The 16,256-nt window shown below is 59.0% G+C and carries 15 protein-coding genes; 5 read left to right on the top strand and 10 right to left on the bottom strand.

Annotated elements, in window-relative coordinates; all coding sequences use genetic code 11:
- Positions 1-27 precede the first annotated feature (27 nt).
- The gene (locus LAP85_06935; GenBank protein MBZ5496122.1) at positions 28-183 is read right to left on the bottom strand and encodes a hypothetical protein; all 156 of its coding nucleotides are present in this window, start codon (positions 181-183) and stop codon (positions 28-30) included.
- A gap of 107 nt (positions 184-290) precedes the next feature.
- On the opposite strand from LAP85_06935, the gene LAP85_06930 reads away from it, so the two are divergent.
- Positions 291-512 (top strand): hypothetical protein, encoded by a 222-nt coding sequence (locus LAP85_06930; GenBank protein MBZ5496121.1) that lies wholly within the window; start codon positions 291-293, stop codon positions 510-512.
- A gap of 110 nt (positions 513-622) precedes the next feature.
- On the opposite strand, the gene LAP85_06925 is transcribed toward LAP85_06930, so the two are convergent.
- Positions 623-1,387, bottom strand: coding sequence for a hypothetical protein (locus LAP85_06925; protein MBZ5496120.1), 765 nt, complete (start codon positions 1,385-1,387; stop codon positions 623-625).
- 186 nt (positions 1,388-1,573) lie between these two features.
- Complete coding sequence (locus tag LAP85_06920) at positions 1,574-3,127, bottom strand: hypothetical protein (GenBank protein MBZ5496119.1); 1,554 nt, start codon at positions 3,125-3,127, stop codon at positions 1,574-1,576.
- A 180-nt stretch (positions 3,128-3,307) separates the two neighbouring features.
- Between LAP85_06920 and LAP85_06915 the strand changes: the two genes are divergently transcribed.
- The gene (locus LAP85_06915; protein MBZ5496118.1) at positions 3,308-3,838 is read left to right on the top strand and encodes a nucleoside 2-deoxyribosyltransferase; all 531 of its coding nucleotides are present in this window, start codon (positions 3,308-3,310) and stop codon (positions 3,836-3,838) included.
- A 213-nt stretch (positions 3,839-4,051) separates the two neighbouring features.
- Here the strand turns inward: LAP85_06915 and LAP85_06910 are convergent, their stop codons facing one another.
- Complete coding sequence (locus LAP85_06910; GenBank protein ID MBZ5496117.1) at positions 4,052-4,375, bottom strand: MGMT family protein; 324 nt, start codon at positions 4,373-4,375, stop codon at positions 4,052-4,054.
- 370 nt (positions 4,376-4,745) lie between these two features.
- Between LAP85_06910 and LAP85_06905 the strand changes: the two genes are divergently transcribed.
- The 3 genes from LAP85_06905 to LAP85_06895 are packed head-to-tail and all read left to right on the top strand — an operon-like array spanning position 4,746 to position 8,220.
- A complete protein-coding gene (locus LAP85_06905; GenBank protein ID MBZ5496116.1) occupies positions 4,746-5,015 on the top strand; it encodes a MoaD/ThiS family protein in 270 nt (89 codons plus the stop codon).
- A gap of 23 nt (positions 5,016-5,038) precedes the next feature.
- Complete coding sequence (locus tag LAP85_06900; GenBank protein ID MBZ5496115.1) at positions 5,039-6,895, top strand: aldehyde ferredoxin oxidoreductase family protein; 1,857 nt, start codon at positions 5,039-5,041, stop codon at positions 6,893-6,895.
- The gene (locus tag LAP85_06895; protein ID MBZ5496114.1) at positions 6,892-8,220 is read left to right on the top strand and encodes a class II aldolase/adducin family protein; all 1,329 of its coding nucleotides are present in this window, start codon (positions 6,892-6,894) and stop codon (positions 8,218-8,220) included. The genes LAP85_06900 and LAP85_06895 overlap by 4 nt, the downstream gene beginning before the upstream one ends.
- Positions 8,221-8,238: 18 nt before the next feature.
- Here LAP85_06895 and LAP85_06890 read toward each other — a convergent pair whose 3' ends face one another.
- The 6 genes from LAP85_06890 to LAP85_06865 all read right to left on the bottom strand — a co-directional run bounded on the left by LAP85_06890 (position 8,239) and on the right by LAP85_06865 (position 16,243).
- Positions 8,239-8,583, bottom strand: coding sequence for a hypothetical protein (locus LAP85_06890; protein MBZ5496113.1), 345 nt, complete (start codon positions 8,581-8,583; stop codon positions 8,239-8,241).
- Between the two features lie 64 nt (positions 8,584-8,647).
- A complete protein-coding gene (locus LAP85_06885) occupies positions 8,648-9,859 on the bottom strand; it encodes a glycoside hydrolase family 88 protein (GenBank protein MBZ5496112.1) in 1,212 nt (403 codons plus the stop codon).
- A gap of 303 nt (positions 9,860-10,162) precedes the next feature.
- Complete coding sequence (locus tag LAP85_06880; protein MBZ5496111.1) at positions 10,163-10,510, bottom strand: hypothetical protein; 348 nt, start codon at positions 10,508-10,510, stop codon at positions 10,163-10,165.
- Between the two features lie 284 nt (positions 10,511-10,794).
- Entirely contained in the window at positions 10,795-11,883 is a 1,089-nt protein-coding gene (locus LAP85_06875; protein ID MBZ5496110.1) for a glycoside hydrolase family 88 protein, read from the bottom strand.
- Positions 11,884-11,909: 26 nt separating this feature from the next.
- A complete protein-coding gene (locus tag LAP85_06870; protein ID MBZ5496109.1) occupies positions 11,910-13,361 on the bottom strand; it encodes a glycoside hydrolase family 88 protein in 1,452 nt (483 codons plus the stop codon).
- Positions 13,362-13,414: 53 nt separating this feature from the next.
- Positions 13,415-16,243: a glycoside hydrolase gene (locus LAP85_06865; protein ID MBZ5496108.1), complete on the bottom strand. Its 2,829-nt coding sequence runs from the start codon at positions 16,241-16,243 to the stop codon at positions 13,415-13,417.
- Positions 16,244-16,256 lie beyond the last annotated feature (13 nt).

Genomic DNA, 16,256 nt, shown 5'->3' with positions numbered 1-16,256 from the left:
CGTGCCGGGAATTACCGCGGATCGCACTCAAATCTCAGCCGGGGACAGTAGTACCCCGCAGTTCATTTTGAGTTCGACCGGTTGCCTGACATCGAGAAGGTGAGGTGTATGTGTGTCCGCCCCGAGGGTGGTTCCCACGGGAAAATCCGGGGGTGCCGCTTCCATTTCGTAGTCGGAATCCATAGTGACCACCTTTATCCTCCCAGCGCAGCCCGGGAGACCGGGGACTTGTTCGCGGTCGGCAGGCCTGACAATTGCCTGTAGAGCGTCAAACAGGAGGGGCAGAAGGTATGGGAAAAAACAAGATCCTGTTCATTGAGTCCATATTGGTGCAGATATGCTCTGAGGTTGTGCCAGGTGCCATCAACCGCGATATCGTCCCGTGCCTCTCCGCACACACAACAGACGCAAATCAATTGGATTCCTTGACACTGCCGAAGAGCCTGTCCCATGACGACCTCCTGCCTCAGCCGATCGTGATGCGCACGCTGTGCGCACTCGCTCCTTTGTAAGGCCCCAGGTCATGAAAAGAAAACTAGGTAGATCCCTGGTTTATGGAGGGAAAATCCCTGGGAGATTCACCGGATGTCAGTAAGGCACACCAGGCAGACGCTTTCGTGAATCAGAAGTCGAAGCGATAGCCGAGGATGAATTTGGCGATCAGGTGATCCGTACTGCGGGTCATGCCCGCGCCGAAACCGAAGTTGATTTCCCATTGGGGAGCGATGTCGAGGTCGATCACGGAGAAGATCTGCTGTTGCTGATCTTTGAGCGGATCGAAATTGCCGACCGGGCCCAGCGCGCCGTAATATTCGAGGCCGGCAGCGATTTTTTTTGAGACCTGGTAACCGACCTTGAAGTTTGGCGAAAATTCGAAACCCCGGCTGGAACTCTCCCCTTGGAAGGACTTGTCAAAAGCAGGATTAAACGAGAGGTACAAGGGGCCGATCTGCCTATCAATTATCGGGCGCAGTTCCCACGTCCAGGTGTCGGGAGAGAATTGCCGGCGTTGCCATCCGATCTCGTTCGAGATGCTTACGCCCACAGGCCAGTGCCATCTTTCCGGCATTCGGAGCCGTGGCCGGATGTGACTGCCCACTAAATCCCAGCCATCACCGGAACGGGCGGAAGTGAAAATGTAGAAACCGGTTTCGAACCACGATTTAAAGCCATGAGTTATCTCGATCGTTTCGTGCAACGCGTGCTGGGTTGGGCGAGTACCGTCGGCAGGATTTTTGATACCCGAAAAGGCGAAATTGGTGTGGAACTCCAGCATGGTATGGTGCGGTTTGACTGTCTCCGCGCCATAGACTTGAATCTCGTAATTGCCCTGCCCTGCGGCTGGAACGGCCGCCGCGATCACCGCAGCGAGTGCAAGGACAACAATCCAAAACGGAGCATGTTTCAAGAAAGTCCTTTCTTACTCGGCGTTGGGCACCTGGCAAATCCCGCAGGAGTCGTTCATCCTGTTTGCCGAACGGAATTGCGGCAGCGCCCGTGGCAGAAACCGTCGGCACAAATGGATTGACGTCCAGCAGCCGCACTGCGATGCGTGCGGCCATCCGGGCTTCCGTCAAAAGCCCTGTGACAAGGCCTGAACGATCCGGACCAAAGCAACCAGTCTCTGATTCTCGGGGATGGTACGAACGTAGGACATTGCCTTTTCGTAATCGTATAGCGCCAGTTCTGCAACGAGTGAGGCTTCGAGCTGAGTCGAAGTGCTGCCGATGGAGGTGAAATTGCCGCCACCCATATGAACCACGACGGGGGTTACCTTCTGGCTTTTTTCCTCCGTACCCAGCCGGCTCAGCAGGCGAAATCCCTCCTGCACCAGATCCGCGCTCGCTTTGCCCTCGATCCTGCGATACGCGAGCATGAGGTTTTGCAGGGAAACCGCGCGATTTCTCGGCGGTTCGATCTGCTTGACCAGCTGCGTGGCGGCATCGAGCGCCATGGAGGCCAGATCCGGATCCTGCATGCGGGCCTGGGTGGCCACGCCGATCAGAACATTCATATCCTCAGGAGTTTTTGCTGCCTCGGAGAGTTTTTGCCTGACGAAGGCGGGATTCGTTTTCGACTGTCCGCGCAGGTTCTGATACAAGAGAGCGGTCGGGCCCGGAGAGCCGGGGATGCCTCCGCCGCCTATGGAGCGGCCGTCGAGCGAATAGGTAAGATTGTAGGCAACCTTAGGCTTGCTTGTCACGACCGTCTTGATGAAATCGACGCTATCCAACTTCGGTTTCAGTCCCGGGAGCACGCTCAGAGTGGTCAGCGCCAAGTCGGGTCCCCCCATCAGGTTGCGGCCCAAGTCCACGATAACCGCTTCCGACCAGGTAAGCGCTACGGAACGATCCCCGACCGCCAGAACCCCTCCGGACGAGGCATTTCCCTGTTTGTCCAGCGCCGGCAGCAACAAATTCAACGCCCGGACATAGCGGTCAGCATCGATGCGGGACAGTTGGTTGAGGAAGCTCGAGTAGCTCCTGATCGTCTGCGCATCAGGCTCCTCTTTGGCAAAGTCTGCCATCGTCTGGTCTGCAAGCTTCAGGGCCTCTTCCTTTTGGCCTCCGAGGCTCATCTTCAGGATTATGCGGCCATTGGTCACATACTCCATCCCGCTTGGGCCTCGTCCCCGGCTCGGGGCTGGTTCCCTGGCCAGATTGACAGCCTGTTGCGGATGTTCACGGGCCAGATCGGGCGCGATCAGCCTCTTGAGACGGGCTGAGGCCTGTTCGTACCATTGCCGGGCAGGTTCGCCGAATGATGCCGGCGGCTCCGGCCACTGATGGATGAGGTCCGCGATCCGTCCGGGATCGACGGACGCATAGGAAGACAGCAGCGCCTGAACAGACACAGTGCAGCGCTGGTAGGTCGGCAAATCGGAAGCCGTCTGAGCTTGAGCGCGCAGTCGGGAATAAAGCGTATCAAAGACACCTGGCGCCTTCCCGGGATCCAGGCGAACCCAGCCTTGCAGCAGCTCGGCGATTATAGATGGATCGGGACTGTACTGGGCGAGGCTCGTCGCTTCCGACAGCGCCTGGTGTGCGTTCTTTATCTGCTCGGCGCTGGGGCGCGGCTGCGGTGGGGGACGCAGCACACCCTGCCCGAGCAGTGAAGGAACCAACACGCAAGCAATACAAATGCATATGAAGGGACAACGGGCACATCGCATCATCTGCCTCCCCAAATGGTCATGCCATTGAGCCGGCGCTCGGGGCGCCGCGTTGATCTCATCCGTCAGCAGTTCTTTGCAGGACCTGTGATTATCAGCTTTATAGGCTGTTCAACCTGCAGGCACAAGGAGAAAGTGAGGACAAATGAGGTCTTTATCGGGGGAAGGATCGAAATCGACTGGTTTCAGTCAGGCTGCAGCGGCCTACAAGGTATAATCGCCGGCATGCGAATATACTTCTCCGGGGCGATCTCCGGCGGTCGTGAATACCTTGCCGTGTATCAACGCATCGTTGCCCTTCTCCAGGATCGCGGACACACAGTTCCGACCCTGCATGTTGCCGATTCCAATGTGCTGGAAAGTGAGAGCCGCGTTTCCGCTCGCGACGTCTACGAGCGCGATGTCGCCTGGATCCGGGAATCTGACGCCGTGATCGCCGAAGTATCAACCCCGTCGCTCGGCGTGGGCTATGAGGTGCGATATGCGCTCGAACGGCACATTCCGGTCCTCTGCCTATATCGCGAAGGCTTGGCAATCTCAAAGATGATCACAGGCAACTCTTCGCCGCACATCACCATTGCCGCCTACCGACAGCTCGAAGAGATCGATCAACACATCCACGTATTTCTAACGGAAAAGGCCGTTCCCCCAAAATCCAGGATCTGAAAAAAGCAGATTCCCATCACCCAAATCTGGAGATCGATATGGCTCTATTCAACCTATCTCGGTGGTAGCACGAGGATCTGGAAAACCACCGATGGCGGTGCTACCTGGAGATGGATTGACAGTCTTCCAGATCCTGACTGTACGGGGGCACTTTCCCTGGTCGTTGACCCCACCAATAAAGGTGTGCAGTTCCCAGGATGTACATGCGGTTCGTCAGCGCTGTCTGCGGCAGGGCCTTTGGGGCGGGAACTGGAAGGCGTGGTGTGCCAGGTCGACGCGCGCCCCGGCGAATCTCACTCCTTCGCGTTCCAGCAGGCGGCGCTGCAACAGCCCTGCCTGGTCCGGCAGCAGAATCGTGCCGCGGCTCCCGAGCACTCGATGCCAGGGAATCCCTCGAACATCCGCGTCCCGCAGCGCCCAGGCGACCTGCCGTGCAGTTCCCGGATGACCCGCAGCACGAGCCACTTCCCCGTAGGTCGCAACTTCGCCTCGAGGGATGCGGCAAACTACCTTCCGTATGTCGTCGTAATAGCCCATGACAAATGCAGGGTGGTTAAGCTGGAAAAGCAACACCGGGAGCCTGTAAATCTGACCCCCACTTGATGAACGCGCGCAGAGGCACAGGCATCCAATAGCATATACCTCGTTTCATAGGAACCAACACGTTTTCGACCTGAATGCGGCAGCATGATACAGCAATCCCCACAGAGCGACTGCGGGGAACCTCATTTGCGGAAGCGAAATGCATCTGTAAATGATCGTTTCAGAGACGCAAACTCTCAAAGCCCTTGAAAATGGCGCAGGACATCTCTAACATCCGGCCTTGGCTGGGAGTGTGACTGAAACTATGAATTCCGGATCTTCTTCCTCCGATGCCGTCCATGCAACAGCGCCGGGCGGAATCACCGTGAGAGTGAAATTTCTGGTCCATTTCCCGGCTCTTTTCGGCGCGAAAGAAAAACTGGTCCGACTCCCTCCAGGAAGTACCCTGGGCCAGTTGCTGCGCTCCCTGGGCAACACTCCTGCCCGCCGACGGGAACTTCTCACCGGCGAGGAACTCAATGCGCAGGTGGTGGTCATGAAAAACGGTACCCCCGCTCAAGCCCTGAATGGATTGGCAACTGAGTTGGCCGACGGAGACGCAATCGCCATCTTCCCCTTTCTGGCAGGCGGCTGAAAGGCGAGAGAGAACCGACAATCATGGCCGATTTCCCGATATCCGGTTATCACGGCAAAGTACTGAGCATCGATCTGTCCTCAGGCAGGGCACAGGTGTTGCCACTCGATCCCGAGATGGTTACGGATTACCTCGGCGGCCGCGGGCTGGCCACGCGAATTTTCTGCAACCGCGTCGAGCCGGCGGCCGATGCTCTGGGACCTGACAATGCAGTTGTGATCGCCGCTTCACCACTCATCGGCTCGAACGCCCCGACGGCCGGCCGCGGGCACATGGTTTTCAAATCACCCCTGACGGGAATCATCGGCACTTCGAATTCGGGAGGGAGTTGGGCCGCGGGGTTGAAAGGAGCCGGCTACGATGCCCTGGTAATCGAGGGGGCAGCGCGCGCGCCCGTGCTCATCGACATCCAACCGGAGCGCGTCGAGATCCGGCCGGCCACGCATCTCTGGGGCAGGAACATCCACGAAACCACCGATGCCCTGAGTGACAGCAGCGAGCCGGGCAATCCCTGGCGTGTGCTGTGCATCGGCCCGGCAGGGGAGAATCTCGTCCGCCTGGCGGCCGTGGCCAACGATCGTAACCGCGTCTATGGTCGCTGCGGTCCGGGAGCCGTTTGGGGCAGCAAGAAACTCAAAGCCATCCGCATCCGCGGCAACACGAAAGCCGGCACGGCCGATCAGGGCAGGTATCAATCGGGGCGCGACCAGGCCGTCTACCTGATGAAACAAGCGCCCGTCACCAAGAGGCTGTTGCGCGAATTCGGCACTGCCGGACTCATCGAGCTGATCAACCTCATCAGCATGCTGCCGCACCGGAATTTCCAGGACTGCCTCCATATCGAGGAAAGCGTGGAGAACATTTCCGGTGAGACCCTGGCCAAGACCTTTCTCCAAAAAGCCGGCGGGTGTTTCCTCTGCCCCATCGGTTGCCAGCGGCACACTCGGGTCGAAAATGCCAATGGACAGGAGGAGAGCGGTGAAGGTCCGGAGTATGAGACCACGGTACTGATGGGCCCGGTCTGCGATATCTACGATCTTGCCGCCATCACTCGAGCCAATTACCGGTGCAACGAGTACGGCATCGACACCATCAGCTACGGCGGAACCCTGGCCTGCGCCATGGAGCTTTATGAACGGGGCCATATTCCGGCTGCCGACACGTGCGACGTGGACCTCTCCTTCGGCAGCTGCTTCACTCTGGAGAATCTTGTCCGCAAGATCGCCCTGCGGCAGGGTATCGGCGACCGGTTAGCGGAGGGCTCCTGGCGGCTGGCTGCCGCCTACGGGCATCCGGAATACTCCATGACCGTCAAGAAACTGGAAATCCCCGGCTACGATCCACGCGCCTCTTACCCGCAGGCTCTCGGCTATATGACCTCACCTACCGGCGCCTGCCACCTGCGGGGAGGATACGCGGTTTCTCTCGCTTTCTTCGGGGGCACCAGGGAGATTCCCCGCTTCAGCCTGCTGCAGTCACCCATCGCCATCCGGAACATGCAGAATCTTGGCATTCTCCAGGACAGCCTGGGCATATGCCGTTTTACCGGCTTTGCCTTCTCCACGGATCCCTGGGCAAGAATGGTCAGCGGAATTACCGGCCGCGATTTTTCCGCCACACGCTTCGAAGAGATCGCCAACCGCATTGCGGCCCTGGAACGATTGTTCAACCTGGCGGCCGGCGTCACCGCCGAGGATGATCTTCTTCCCGCTCGCTTCAGCGAGATCCCCATTCGGGTGGGGGACTGCGAACGGCGCATCAGCAGTGCCGACATGGAACACATGCGGGGAGATTATTACAGGGTCCGCGGTTGGGATGACCAGGGAAGACCAACGCGCGAATCTCTCGACCACTTGCGGATCCGGGAGGGAAACCATTGAGCGGTCCCAGCCAAAAATGGCAAGCCAGCAGCGATCTCCTCCGCCTTTTCCGGGTCATCGGCAGCGCCTCGCTTGCTTACGACATCCAGGACAGCCATTCCGGCAACATGGCAGTACGCCACATCAATGAACGGGGCGAGGACGAGATCGTGATCACCGCTTCCGGTTCGCAGAAAGGGGATCTCGACCGAACCCAGCTCTGTTTCCTCTCGGCCACCGAAACCGATTACGGTTACTACAAGGCCTCCTCCGAAACGGATATTCACGCCCGGATCCTCGCCCTGCCTGGCGTCCGAGCTTCCTTTCATGCCCATGTCAAAGAACTGACGATCGTCACTCTGGACGATGCGCCCAAACCGGGCCGGCCTGCCGCCTTTCAGCCCGTGGACCCGCTCGGCTATTACCATCTGGGCAGCCACATCCCCGTCGATTGGTTCGCAGTCCCCAGCGGCTCGCCCGAAATGGCCAGGATTATCCCGGAGCGGCTCGCAGATCGCCCCCTGACCATCATATTCGGCCACGGCGCGATCGCCAAAGGCACGACTCTCCAGGAGACGTTTTTCCGGTTGTGTGTCGGCAATACTGCGGGGGCCGTGGTCAGGAACATGGAGAGATGGCGCGTGGATGTGGAGGCCCTGCGCAGGCGGATCGCCGCGGACTCGAACGCATGCTTCACCTACCCTCCGCCTGCCTATACCACCGGAGACGATACCCGCTGCGACTTCCCCGAAGAGGAAGAGATCCGTCGCGAATTCATCAAGGCCGGGCACAGGATTTTCGAGTCACGGCTTTCTGCTTTCCACACAGGATCCATGTCGGTGCGCGGAGTAGACACGGTCCTATATGCTCCCAAGGCCTCGATGCCGCGGGACATCGGCGGCCCGCTTCTACGCCTGCCGCTGCGGCCTGACGGCGGGGACGATGTGGAATTGAAAACGCACAAAGCGATCTATGACACGAGCGACTTCCAGACGATCATGCATTGCCATGTGCCTGAGGCTGAAGCCGCAGCGCATTTCATCTATCCCGGCGAAACCGAGCCGGCTGACCGTATCATTCCCTTCGATGCGGAGGGGAGTTTCCTTTATCTGGTTATTCCGATTCTGCCCGCGCACTTCGATTGGGACAAATTCATCCGGATGTTGCACGACTACAAGATCGTCGTAGTGCGGGGCGGCGGTGTGTGGGCAGTCGGCGGCCAGTCTCTGTCGGAAGTGCTCCATCATCCTTCCACGCTCCGTGAAATCTGCATCTATCGCCTCGGTGCCTTCGAGCGAGGGCTTGACCTCCGAAGAATGGAACCAGCCAAAGCCAAGCGCTGGTAGATCCCGACATTCTACGGCTCAGGCGCGCGGGATGAGAGCGCATGAGATCGCGCGGCAGGCATCGGTCAGTTCGCCTGCCAGGGTCTCGGCCCTCGCCATGCCCATGAGGAAAACGGACGCGGAAATGCTCAGCGCCGCCGCGATCCGGCCGCCCGGCCCGGCGATCGGTGCGCCGATACAACGCCCGTCCAATTCGTTCTCCTCGTTGTCCAGGGCAAAGCCCTGCCTGCGCGCCTGCTCCGGTTCGGCGGCAAGTGCCTGCCTGCTGACCAGAGTTCTTGGGGTCAGCCGAGGCAATCCCTGGATGCGGACGAGGCGCTGCACCTCCTTCTTCGGAAGGCCGCTGAGCAGGACCTTTCCCAGGGCTGTGGAAAGGCGAGATGCAGCGCATCTTCTCCGTTTCCTTGAAAATGAGAAGAGAGATCGCTTACTTGGAGGCGCCGGCTGTGGAGAGCAGGTCCACCTCGATGCTTGCCATGAGGAACGCGCCGATACCTTTCAGATCGTTCGCGACGACCGGCTCACTCATGTAGTATTCGAAGGTTCCGTCCCGCTTCTGCGGACCGCCGAGACCCCCGACACTGCAGATCTGCGTGAGGCTGATGCTGCCGTCCTCGCCGGGTTTGACCAGGTGATTGACCAGCCCCTCGTAGCCTTTTCGCGCCCTCGCAGCATACTCGCCGCCCAGGTAGCCTTTGCGAACTCCTTTCGCAAAGGCATAAACGAACATGGACGAGGCGGAAGCTTCCAGATAATTCCCATCGCGTCCGCCCTGATCCACGACCTGGTACCATAGTCCTGTCTCTTTGTCCTGGTAGTTCGCCAAAGCCCTGGACAAACGTGCGAGGATCGCAATCAACGCCCGCCGGCGAGGATGTTTCTCGGGAAGGAAATCGAGCACGTCGACGATCCCCATCGCGTACCAGCCCATGGCCCGGCCCCAGAAACACTTCGAGCAGCCTGTCTTCGGATCCGCCCACTCCTGCGCATGACTTTCATCCCACCCGTGATAGAGCAGGCCGGTCCGGCCGTCACGCGCGTGGTTTTCCATCCAGATGACCTGGTTGGCAACCTCGTCGAAGCCGGCAGGCATGTTGAAGATCCGGGCATATTGAGCCATAAAGGGGGAGGCCATGTAGATCCCGTCGAGCCACATCTGGAAGGGGTAAATCTGCTTATGCCAGAAGCCGCCTTCGCGCGTGCGCGGCTGGGTCTCGAGTTGCTTCATCAGCATGGAGGCCGCCTTCCGGTACTTGTCTTCCCTGGTTCTCTGATAGAGCGAAAGCAGCAACTTGCCGCAGTTGATGTTGTCCAGGGTGTATTCCTCCAGTTTGTAGCTCGTGATCGAACCGTCGGGATTCACGAAGGAGTCCACGACGGCCTTCAAGTAGTCGTAGTACTTGCCGTCGCCCGTCCGGCTCCAGACTGCCTCCAGACCTTTCAGGAATACTCCGGTCTCGTAGGCCCATTTGGCCTTGGGATCCTTGCCGAATGACAAGGAGTCGCCCCGGCGCTTCATCTCGGAAGCGGCCATTTTTTCCGCCCAGCCAACTGCATCCGTGGCAGTGGCTGCGCGGGCAGCGTCCATTAGGAGACAAATCACGAGAAGGGGCAGCACCTGTGAGCATCTGCGAAGCATAGTTTCACTCCTCTACATGCATGACGGCCTATTCGTGCCTCTGAAGCGGATCCCGATGGTCATTCCCACAGAGGACAACCTCAGGACGGAGAGGGCAGCCCCGGCAGCGTTGAGCGGGTGCATCCTGTCCGGGAAAGCGCGCCACGGCACAGCCGCAACCATGGGTCGAAGCAGCCTCCAGAAACCAGCGCGGCATAGGGAGTTAGCGGGGCGGAAACTCTCCCGCCCCGCGGTTTTCGCCATGGGTGGTCGGCCGCCTTGCAGGCGACCTCGGCTCATGTTTCCTGCCACTGCAACGTGGCGTTATTTGTCCCTGACATCTACCCTGGTGGCCAGCAACTTGTTCGGCTTGTCTGCCTTTCCCAGGCAGATTATGCGTCGGCCTTCTTTTACCTCTGAGAAAGTCGCCGGCTTATTGCGATACGTGAACTGGGTGGATTTGTCGTATACAATCTGCCACACAAAATTCGTAGCCCCTACCTGCCTGATCGTGATGGTAGAGGTGTCCTTGTCGATCGACTGGACAATCCCATCAAGCCGATCCTGCTTGGTCTTGGCATCCTGCTTGATCTGGCTGCTCAGGAGGGGAACGAAGAAAAACAGACAAATCACCGCCAGCGCCACCACACAAGAAATGCTACTACGTTTCATAGGGCCTCCTTGACATGGTTGTGACATGATTTGCGCTATCAGATGCTAATGCAAGAAACCAGAAAAGTAAAATCTGAGATCTGTTTTCCTGGGACCTGCGATTCAGACACTTGGCAAAACAACTCGATCACAAAGAACAGGGCGCGGCATAGCCGCATCCAAAAAAATCCCAGCGATGAGTTCGCAGAAACCACAGAGCATCGATGGATCTTGAAATCTGTTCCACGCTTCGCTCATCGAGATCTCTGCATCGAGAAGTTGAGATTCCCGCGCAAGGGGTGCTGTCAGCGCAAGAACGCCGAGGCGCTCCATAATATGGGTGCCTGGCCGTGAAGATCGCCGGAGATGCGCGGTCGCGTCAAATAGTACTCGAGGTCGTTCAGTTTGCTGGTCCCTATGCAAACGTTGGCCACATTGGCATCTTGGTCCAGGTTTTTCACCAAACCGAGCCAGGCTGCACGCGCCGCTGTGCCATAGATCTTGGGATCAAGCCAGCCATATTTGACTCCAGTAACCATGGCGAAAGTGAACATGCCGGTGCCGGAGGTTTCGGACCAGGCTTCCGGTCGGTCGATGAGCTGGCGCCACAGGCCGTCCTCGCCCTGATACTTCAGCAGTGATTCCATCATCTTCCGGTAGCCCGCCATGATCCGGGCCCGCCGCGGGTGGTCGGCAGGGAGCGAGCGCAACAGCTCGGCCATCCCCGCGGCGACCCAGCCATTGCCGCGGCCCCAGTAAAACGGGGTATCGAGGGCGTGATAAAACAACCCATTCGGCTGTTGAAGCTTGTCGAGGTAAGCGGTCATAGTGAGCGCAGCCCGGTCGATGTATCGCGAGTCGCCGGTTGCCCGGTAGGCCTGCACCTGCACGGCCGTAATCATGTACATGTCGTCAATCCAGTACCTGGCCTCGCGGGTGATGCCATCCGGTGTGGGATCCTCCCACTGTCGGTCGGCAAATCCCTTACCCAAATCCAGGTATTTCTTCTCCTTGGTCTGGATGTAAGCCTCCAGGGGGACTATGCCGAAGACCCGAAAGTCCACGTGTGCGCTCTGCGAGATCATGTTCGAGTCGGGTGGCATCATGAGCTGATCCAACTTCTTGATGAGCCTCTCCTGCAGATCCCTGTCTTTGGTCAGGTGCGCGACGGTGAGGGCGCCGTACCAAGCGCAAACCTCGGGATAAATCACACCCGCGCCCGCCTTGGTCGGATCCGATTGAGCCCGAAACGGCCGCACGATGAGGTTCTCGGCAACGCGCTTGCCGATCACCTGCGGCGATGCACCGTCGGGCCATTTGCCGAATTCCCGCTGTCGCACCGCGTTCGCAGCGCCGATTCCCGGGATCACCACGGCCAGGATCAGCAGAAGCATAATTGCTGGGTAACGGGCATGCATCCTCAATCCCTCCTGCATCCATTGTTCCGCCGATAGCCCGCCTTCATCCATGGGACAGCCGGCATCGCAGCCGGCCGCTGTTTGACGGCGCTGATGCGGTAGAACTGTACGGAACTGTCGTTGATCTCGATCCGGAAGCCTCTGAGCAGCCTGAGCATTTCCGCGCCCGCAAGAATGACAGGACCATATCCATGGGCGGCAAAAACGCTGGTCGGCCGGTAGTAGTAGAATGCCGGATCGAAGGCCATCGCGGTGCCTACGCATGTGCCTTCGACCTGGCCCTGCGCATTCACTTTCGTCGAGACGGCATTCCAGGCGAGCATCGCCATGGGTCCATAGGCGGACGGATCGATCCATCCCTTATTGATGGCATGGGCAATGCAATAGGCATAGATCGCAGTGGCCGAAGTTTCCAGATAGGAGTCGCTCCGATCGAGCAGTTGATGCCAGAAACCGCTGCCGGATTGGCATTCGGCGAGACCCCGAATGTGAGCCCGCAGAAGATCGAGTATGCGAGAGCGGGATGGATGATCTTCGGGCAGCACGTCGAGCAGATCAACGGTGGCCATGATTGCCCAGCCGTTGGCACGAGCCCAATGAAACTCAGGGTGCACGCCCATCCCCTGCACCCACCCGTGCATATAGAGTCCCCGGTTTGCGTTGAACATGCGCTGCGAGAACTGAAGGACCTGTTTTGCGGCGTCGTCGAAATATCGGCGCTCGCCGGTGAGTTTTCCCATTTCCGCCAGCGCGGGAACGCTCATATAGAGATCATCGAGCCAGAGTGTGTCGGGCTGGGGACGGCTGCGCGCCAGCGTCCCGTCCGCCAAACGAAGCTGTTTGCCGCTTATGTAACGGATGTAATTGTCGATCAGGGGACGCACGTCCATTGGAACTCCGGCCCGAGAAGCCCTGATCATTGCGGCACAAATGGAGCCGGAATCATCCAGCGCACGCGGGTCCAAAACCGACCGCAAGGGATTGTCCTCGCGGGGAGCGCGCCCATAGAGCGCCCGAAAAGAGGGGGCGATATCTGCAACGAACTTGATGCGCCTGGTGGCGTATCCCGTAAACCTGGGATCGCCAGTGGCATCTCCGGCCGCAAGCATCGCTGAATAAACCACTCCCCATTCGTAACTGATGAGGCGAAATGTTCCCGGTTCGAGAATCGAATTCGTGTCGATCCGGGCGTAGGTCGTGATCTCTTCCTTGGTCTGCCGATCGATGATTCGCGTCGGGGTGGACGCTTCCAGATAACTGCGCACCCGGTTCAGGATCGCTGCGATCTCTTCCCCCTTAACGGGACCATAGGGAACCGGATACCTGGGAGTGAGCAGATGCAGGGGGGTATTTGCGTCGTTTTGTCCCGCGGCGGCCGTTTGCGCCCGGGCGGGGCCCGCCATAACGGTCAAAAGGAGGAAGGCAACAAACAACACATTGATCGTGTGTTTCATTTCGTTCCCCTTCTATGGGTGTGGCCAGGCTGCCGCGATGCCTCCAGCGGGCATCAGGATGGGTCCCTCGGCCCCGGAATCAGGCGGATCGGGCCAAGCAAGCCTGAGGGCACCGGTTGGATCTTGTCCATGTCTTGCGGCTCGAAGCGCACACCATAGCGCAAATTGAGCAGGCGATAGTCCGGCAAAGATCGTCCGGCCATGTAGTTGATAGCCGTGTTGGCCACGAGAATTCTGATCTGGTTTTTTCCACGCGTCAACAATCCGCTCACGTCCACAGCATAGGGCGGGCACCAGATCGAGCCGGCGCGCCGGTCATTTACATATACCACCGCCGCCTCGCGGACCGGGCCGTCGAACCATGCCTGCATCCCGCTCGACCTGCCCGGAATCTCGGGAACCGGCTGCCCTTCGCCGAAGTCCAACCTTACTTTGAGGCCGGTTTGAATCATGCTGTCCGGAACGGCGATCTCTCTTTCATATACGGCGGTCCCGGAAAAGTAGCGGGTCGCCTCGTCCTCGATCCACGATTGCAAATGCTCCATCGTGGTGGACTGCTTGCCAGGCCCGAACGAAACACGCCAGCCGTCGCTAAGATCCAGCGGCGGGATCAGAGGAATCGTCTTGGGCTGCTGCGGAAGAACGCGCTTTGAGAAAACCAGGATTCGTGAACCATACGGTTCCAAACTCATCGAAACCGTCATCCTTCCCTCGGGCTCCGCTGTTGTCTCGGCAGTCGAGAGGCTTCCGGAAAGCGGATCCCACCATTCGGCTTTCATGCCGGCGACCGGGAATGCCGCCTTCACGCTTTGGCGCGAGTTGGAGCTGTTTGCCAGAAAGTAGATTTCGACGTCCTTTGTCTTTCGGTGAACGAACCCGATCTCGGGCAGCGCTGGAGAGAGATCGATGTCCGGGCGCAACAGCGCCCGGAGTGTACTCCCGAGTTGATGTTTTTCATCCTCTACGAAGCGCGAGCGAGCCGATGGAGTCTCAAACAGGCGTTGCGAGATTTCACGGATTTGAGCATTCTCTGCCTGGGTTTCTCTAAATCCCGGAGCCAGAGCGGGCTTGCGGCGGGATGCGATCAATATTCCACCGGAGCGGACATATTCATCCAGCGTTTTCAGAGTCTCCAGCGGGATTCGTTCCACATTGGGAAGAATTACAACCCGGTATCGGTTGGCGCCCAACGCCAGGACACTTTTTTCGATTCGGCCCATCTGCTTCAACGCTTCGTCGTCGAAGAAGTCGAGGTTGAATCCCGCATCGAGCACCGCGGGAATGGCATCCGGGCCAACGCGCTCACGCAGAGCATCGATCATGTTGGCGCGTCCGGGCGTGAAGACGGCCCACGCGTCGCAATCCGGAAGATAGAAGGCGACGTCATTTGAGGGTTGCCCTTGCCTGAGCAGGTAGCTTATCCGCTGCAAATATCGCGTCACATCGGGCATCACGATCCACCACGGGTTATTCTCGTTGAACACGCCCGCGGCGTAGAACCGCCATCCGGGATACTCCACTCCTTCAGCAGTGTACGGCCAGCCGTGTCCGACCAGCTGATTGATCCCTTGCAGAAAGTGGAGGTTGGCTTCGGCCTTCATATCCAGCGGTGTGGCGCGAAAGACCGGCGAGTGCAGCCAGGTCCAGGTCTCCGACGAGGTCACGGCACGCCCATAGAGATGGCTTGCCGAAGCGGCCCAGCGCGACGCGCGCAGACTCTTCCACTGGGAGCCTTCGCCTTCAGACAGGTCGGCGAGGGCATTGCTCGAGATGACAGCAGGAGGAATTCCGTAGCACTGCACGCGGAAGAGGGTGTGGTTTCGCCGGGCCCAATCGTGCACAGACACCATGAAGCGTTCATTGAACAATTCTGTCAGGGTCCTGCCCCAGTCCTGGCGGATAGCGGCGCTCTCCGATCCCAGATCCATGACCAGGGCCGGAAGATGCGGCTTCAAGTCGTAACCGCGACGTTTGTGGAACTCTTCCAGAAAGTCGCCCGTCCAATCGCTCTCATACACTTCCAGGCTGTCACAGAAGACAGCGTGCGGGGGTTGCGCACGGAATGCCTGCATCAGGCGGTCTCCGACATTGCGCAAATAGCCTTCGACGGCGGCGCGGTCATAGTGATTCAGGACAAATCCATCCGCGCCCACGGCCGGCCTTTTGACCATCATGCCGCTGCGGCTTGAAATGAAGAAGAGCACTTCGTTTGGCCCCTGGAGACCGGCTGGAAGTCGAACGGCACCGTCTCTGATATCGGTAATCTCGCGGATGCTGTCGCCGACCACGGATTGGCCTTGTGATCGGCAGACGAAAACAGCCATCAGCTTTTCGCCGGCCCCGACAGCCGGCACCGGCATCCTTCGTGAATTTTCGGGCACCCGGGCCCTCACAACGCGCAGTTTGCCTGCGGCATCGCTGATCGGGACCTGTGCACCGCCATACGGCCAGCCGCTGCCGAGCGTCAGATCCATGCGCAGCCCAAGTTCGCGCGCTTTTTCGGAGGTGAAACGGAGAGCGTCGATGAACTCGTCGGAGAGGAATGGGAGATTTTTGATCCCTGAGGCCGCATCATCCAAAGCGACGGGGTAGACCGGTTGCACTTCGAAGCCGCCGATGCCGCCTTCTTTCATGAGCCGCATTTCCCGCTCCAGTTCGGTCCTGGCCACCGCGGGCCCAAACCACCACCAGCGCATCATGACACGGCAATCATCCGGCGGATTCTGAAAGCGTTTCTGAAGTTCCAGGATGTCCGGGTCTGCAGTGGCCAAACCCTGGAGCTGCCCGTTGCTCCGCCGATCGTTTCCGGACACCGAAAAGGAGATTGACGACAGAAGGGTGCAGAGGACGGCAACCGATGCAATTTGCTTTGTGAGCTTCATCGAGATCACCCCA

It is taken from the genome of Terriglobia bacterium (assembly GCA_020072565.1).
GTDB lineage: Bacteria > Acidobacteriota > UBA6911 > UBA6911 > UBA6911 > JAFNAG01.
This window is presented reverse-complemented; position numbering and strand designations above follow the sequence as displayed.

Bases quoted from the DNA above. Each gene is read 5' to 3' on its own strand.
- LAP85_06865 (MBZ5496108.1), bottom strand. From the start codon at position 16,243: ATGAAGCTCACAAAGCAAATTGCATCGGTTGCCGTCCTCTGCACCCTT.
- LAP85_06935 (MBZ5496122.1), bottom strand. From the start codon at position 183: ATGGATTCCGACTACGAAATGGAAGCGGCACCCCCGGATTTTCCCGTG.
- LAP85_06870 (MBZ5496109.1), bottom strand. From the start codon at position 13,361: ATGAAACACACGATCAATGTGTTGTTTGTTGCCTTCCTCCTTTTGACC.
- LAP85_06880 (MBZ5496111.1), bottom strand. From the start codon at position 10,510: ATGAAACGTAGTAGCATTTCTTGTGTGGTGGCGCTGGCGGTGATTTGT.
- LAP85_06930 (MBZ5496121.1), top strand. From the start codon at position 291: ATGGGAAAAAACAAGATCCTGTTCATTGAGTCCATATTGGTGCAGATA.
- LAP85_06875 (MBZ5496110.1), bottom strand. From the start codon at position 11,883: ATGCTTCTGCTGATCCTGGCCGTGGTGATCCCGGGAATCGGCGCTGCG.
- LAP85_06885 (MBZ5496112.1), bottom strand. From the start codon at position 9,859: ATGCTTCGCAGATGCTCACAGGTGCTGCCCCTTCTCGTGATTTGTCTC.
- LAP85_06910 (MBZ5496117.1), bottom strand. From the start codon at position 4,375: ATGGGCTATTACGACGACATACGGAAGGTAGTTTGCCGCATCCCTCGA.
- LAP85_06900 (MBZ5496115.1), top strand. From the start codon at position 5,039: ATGGCCGATTTCCCGATATCCGGTTATCACGGCAAAGTACTGAGCATC.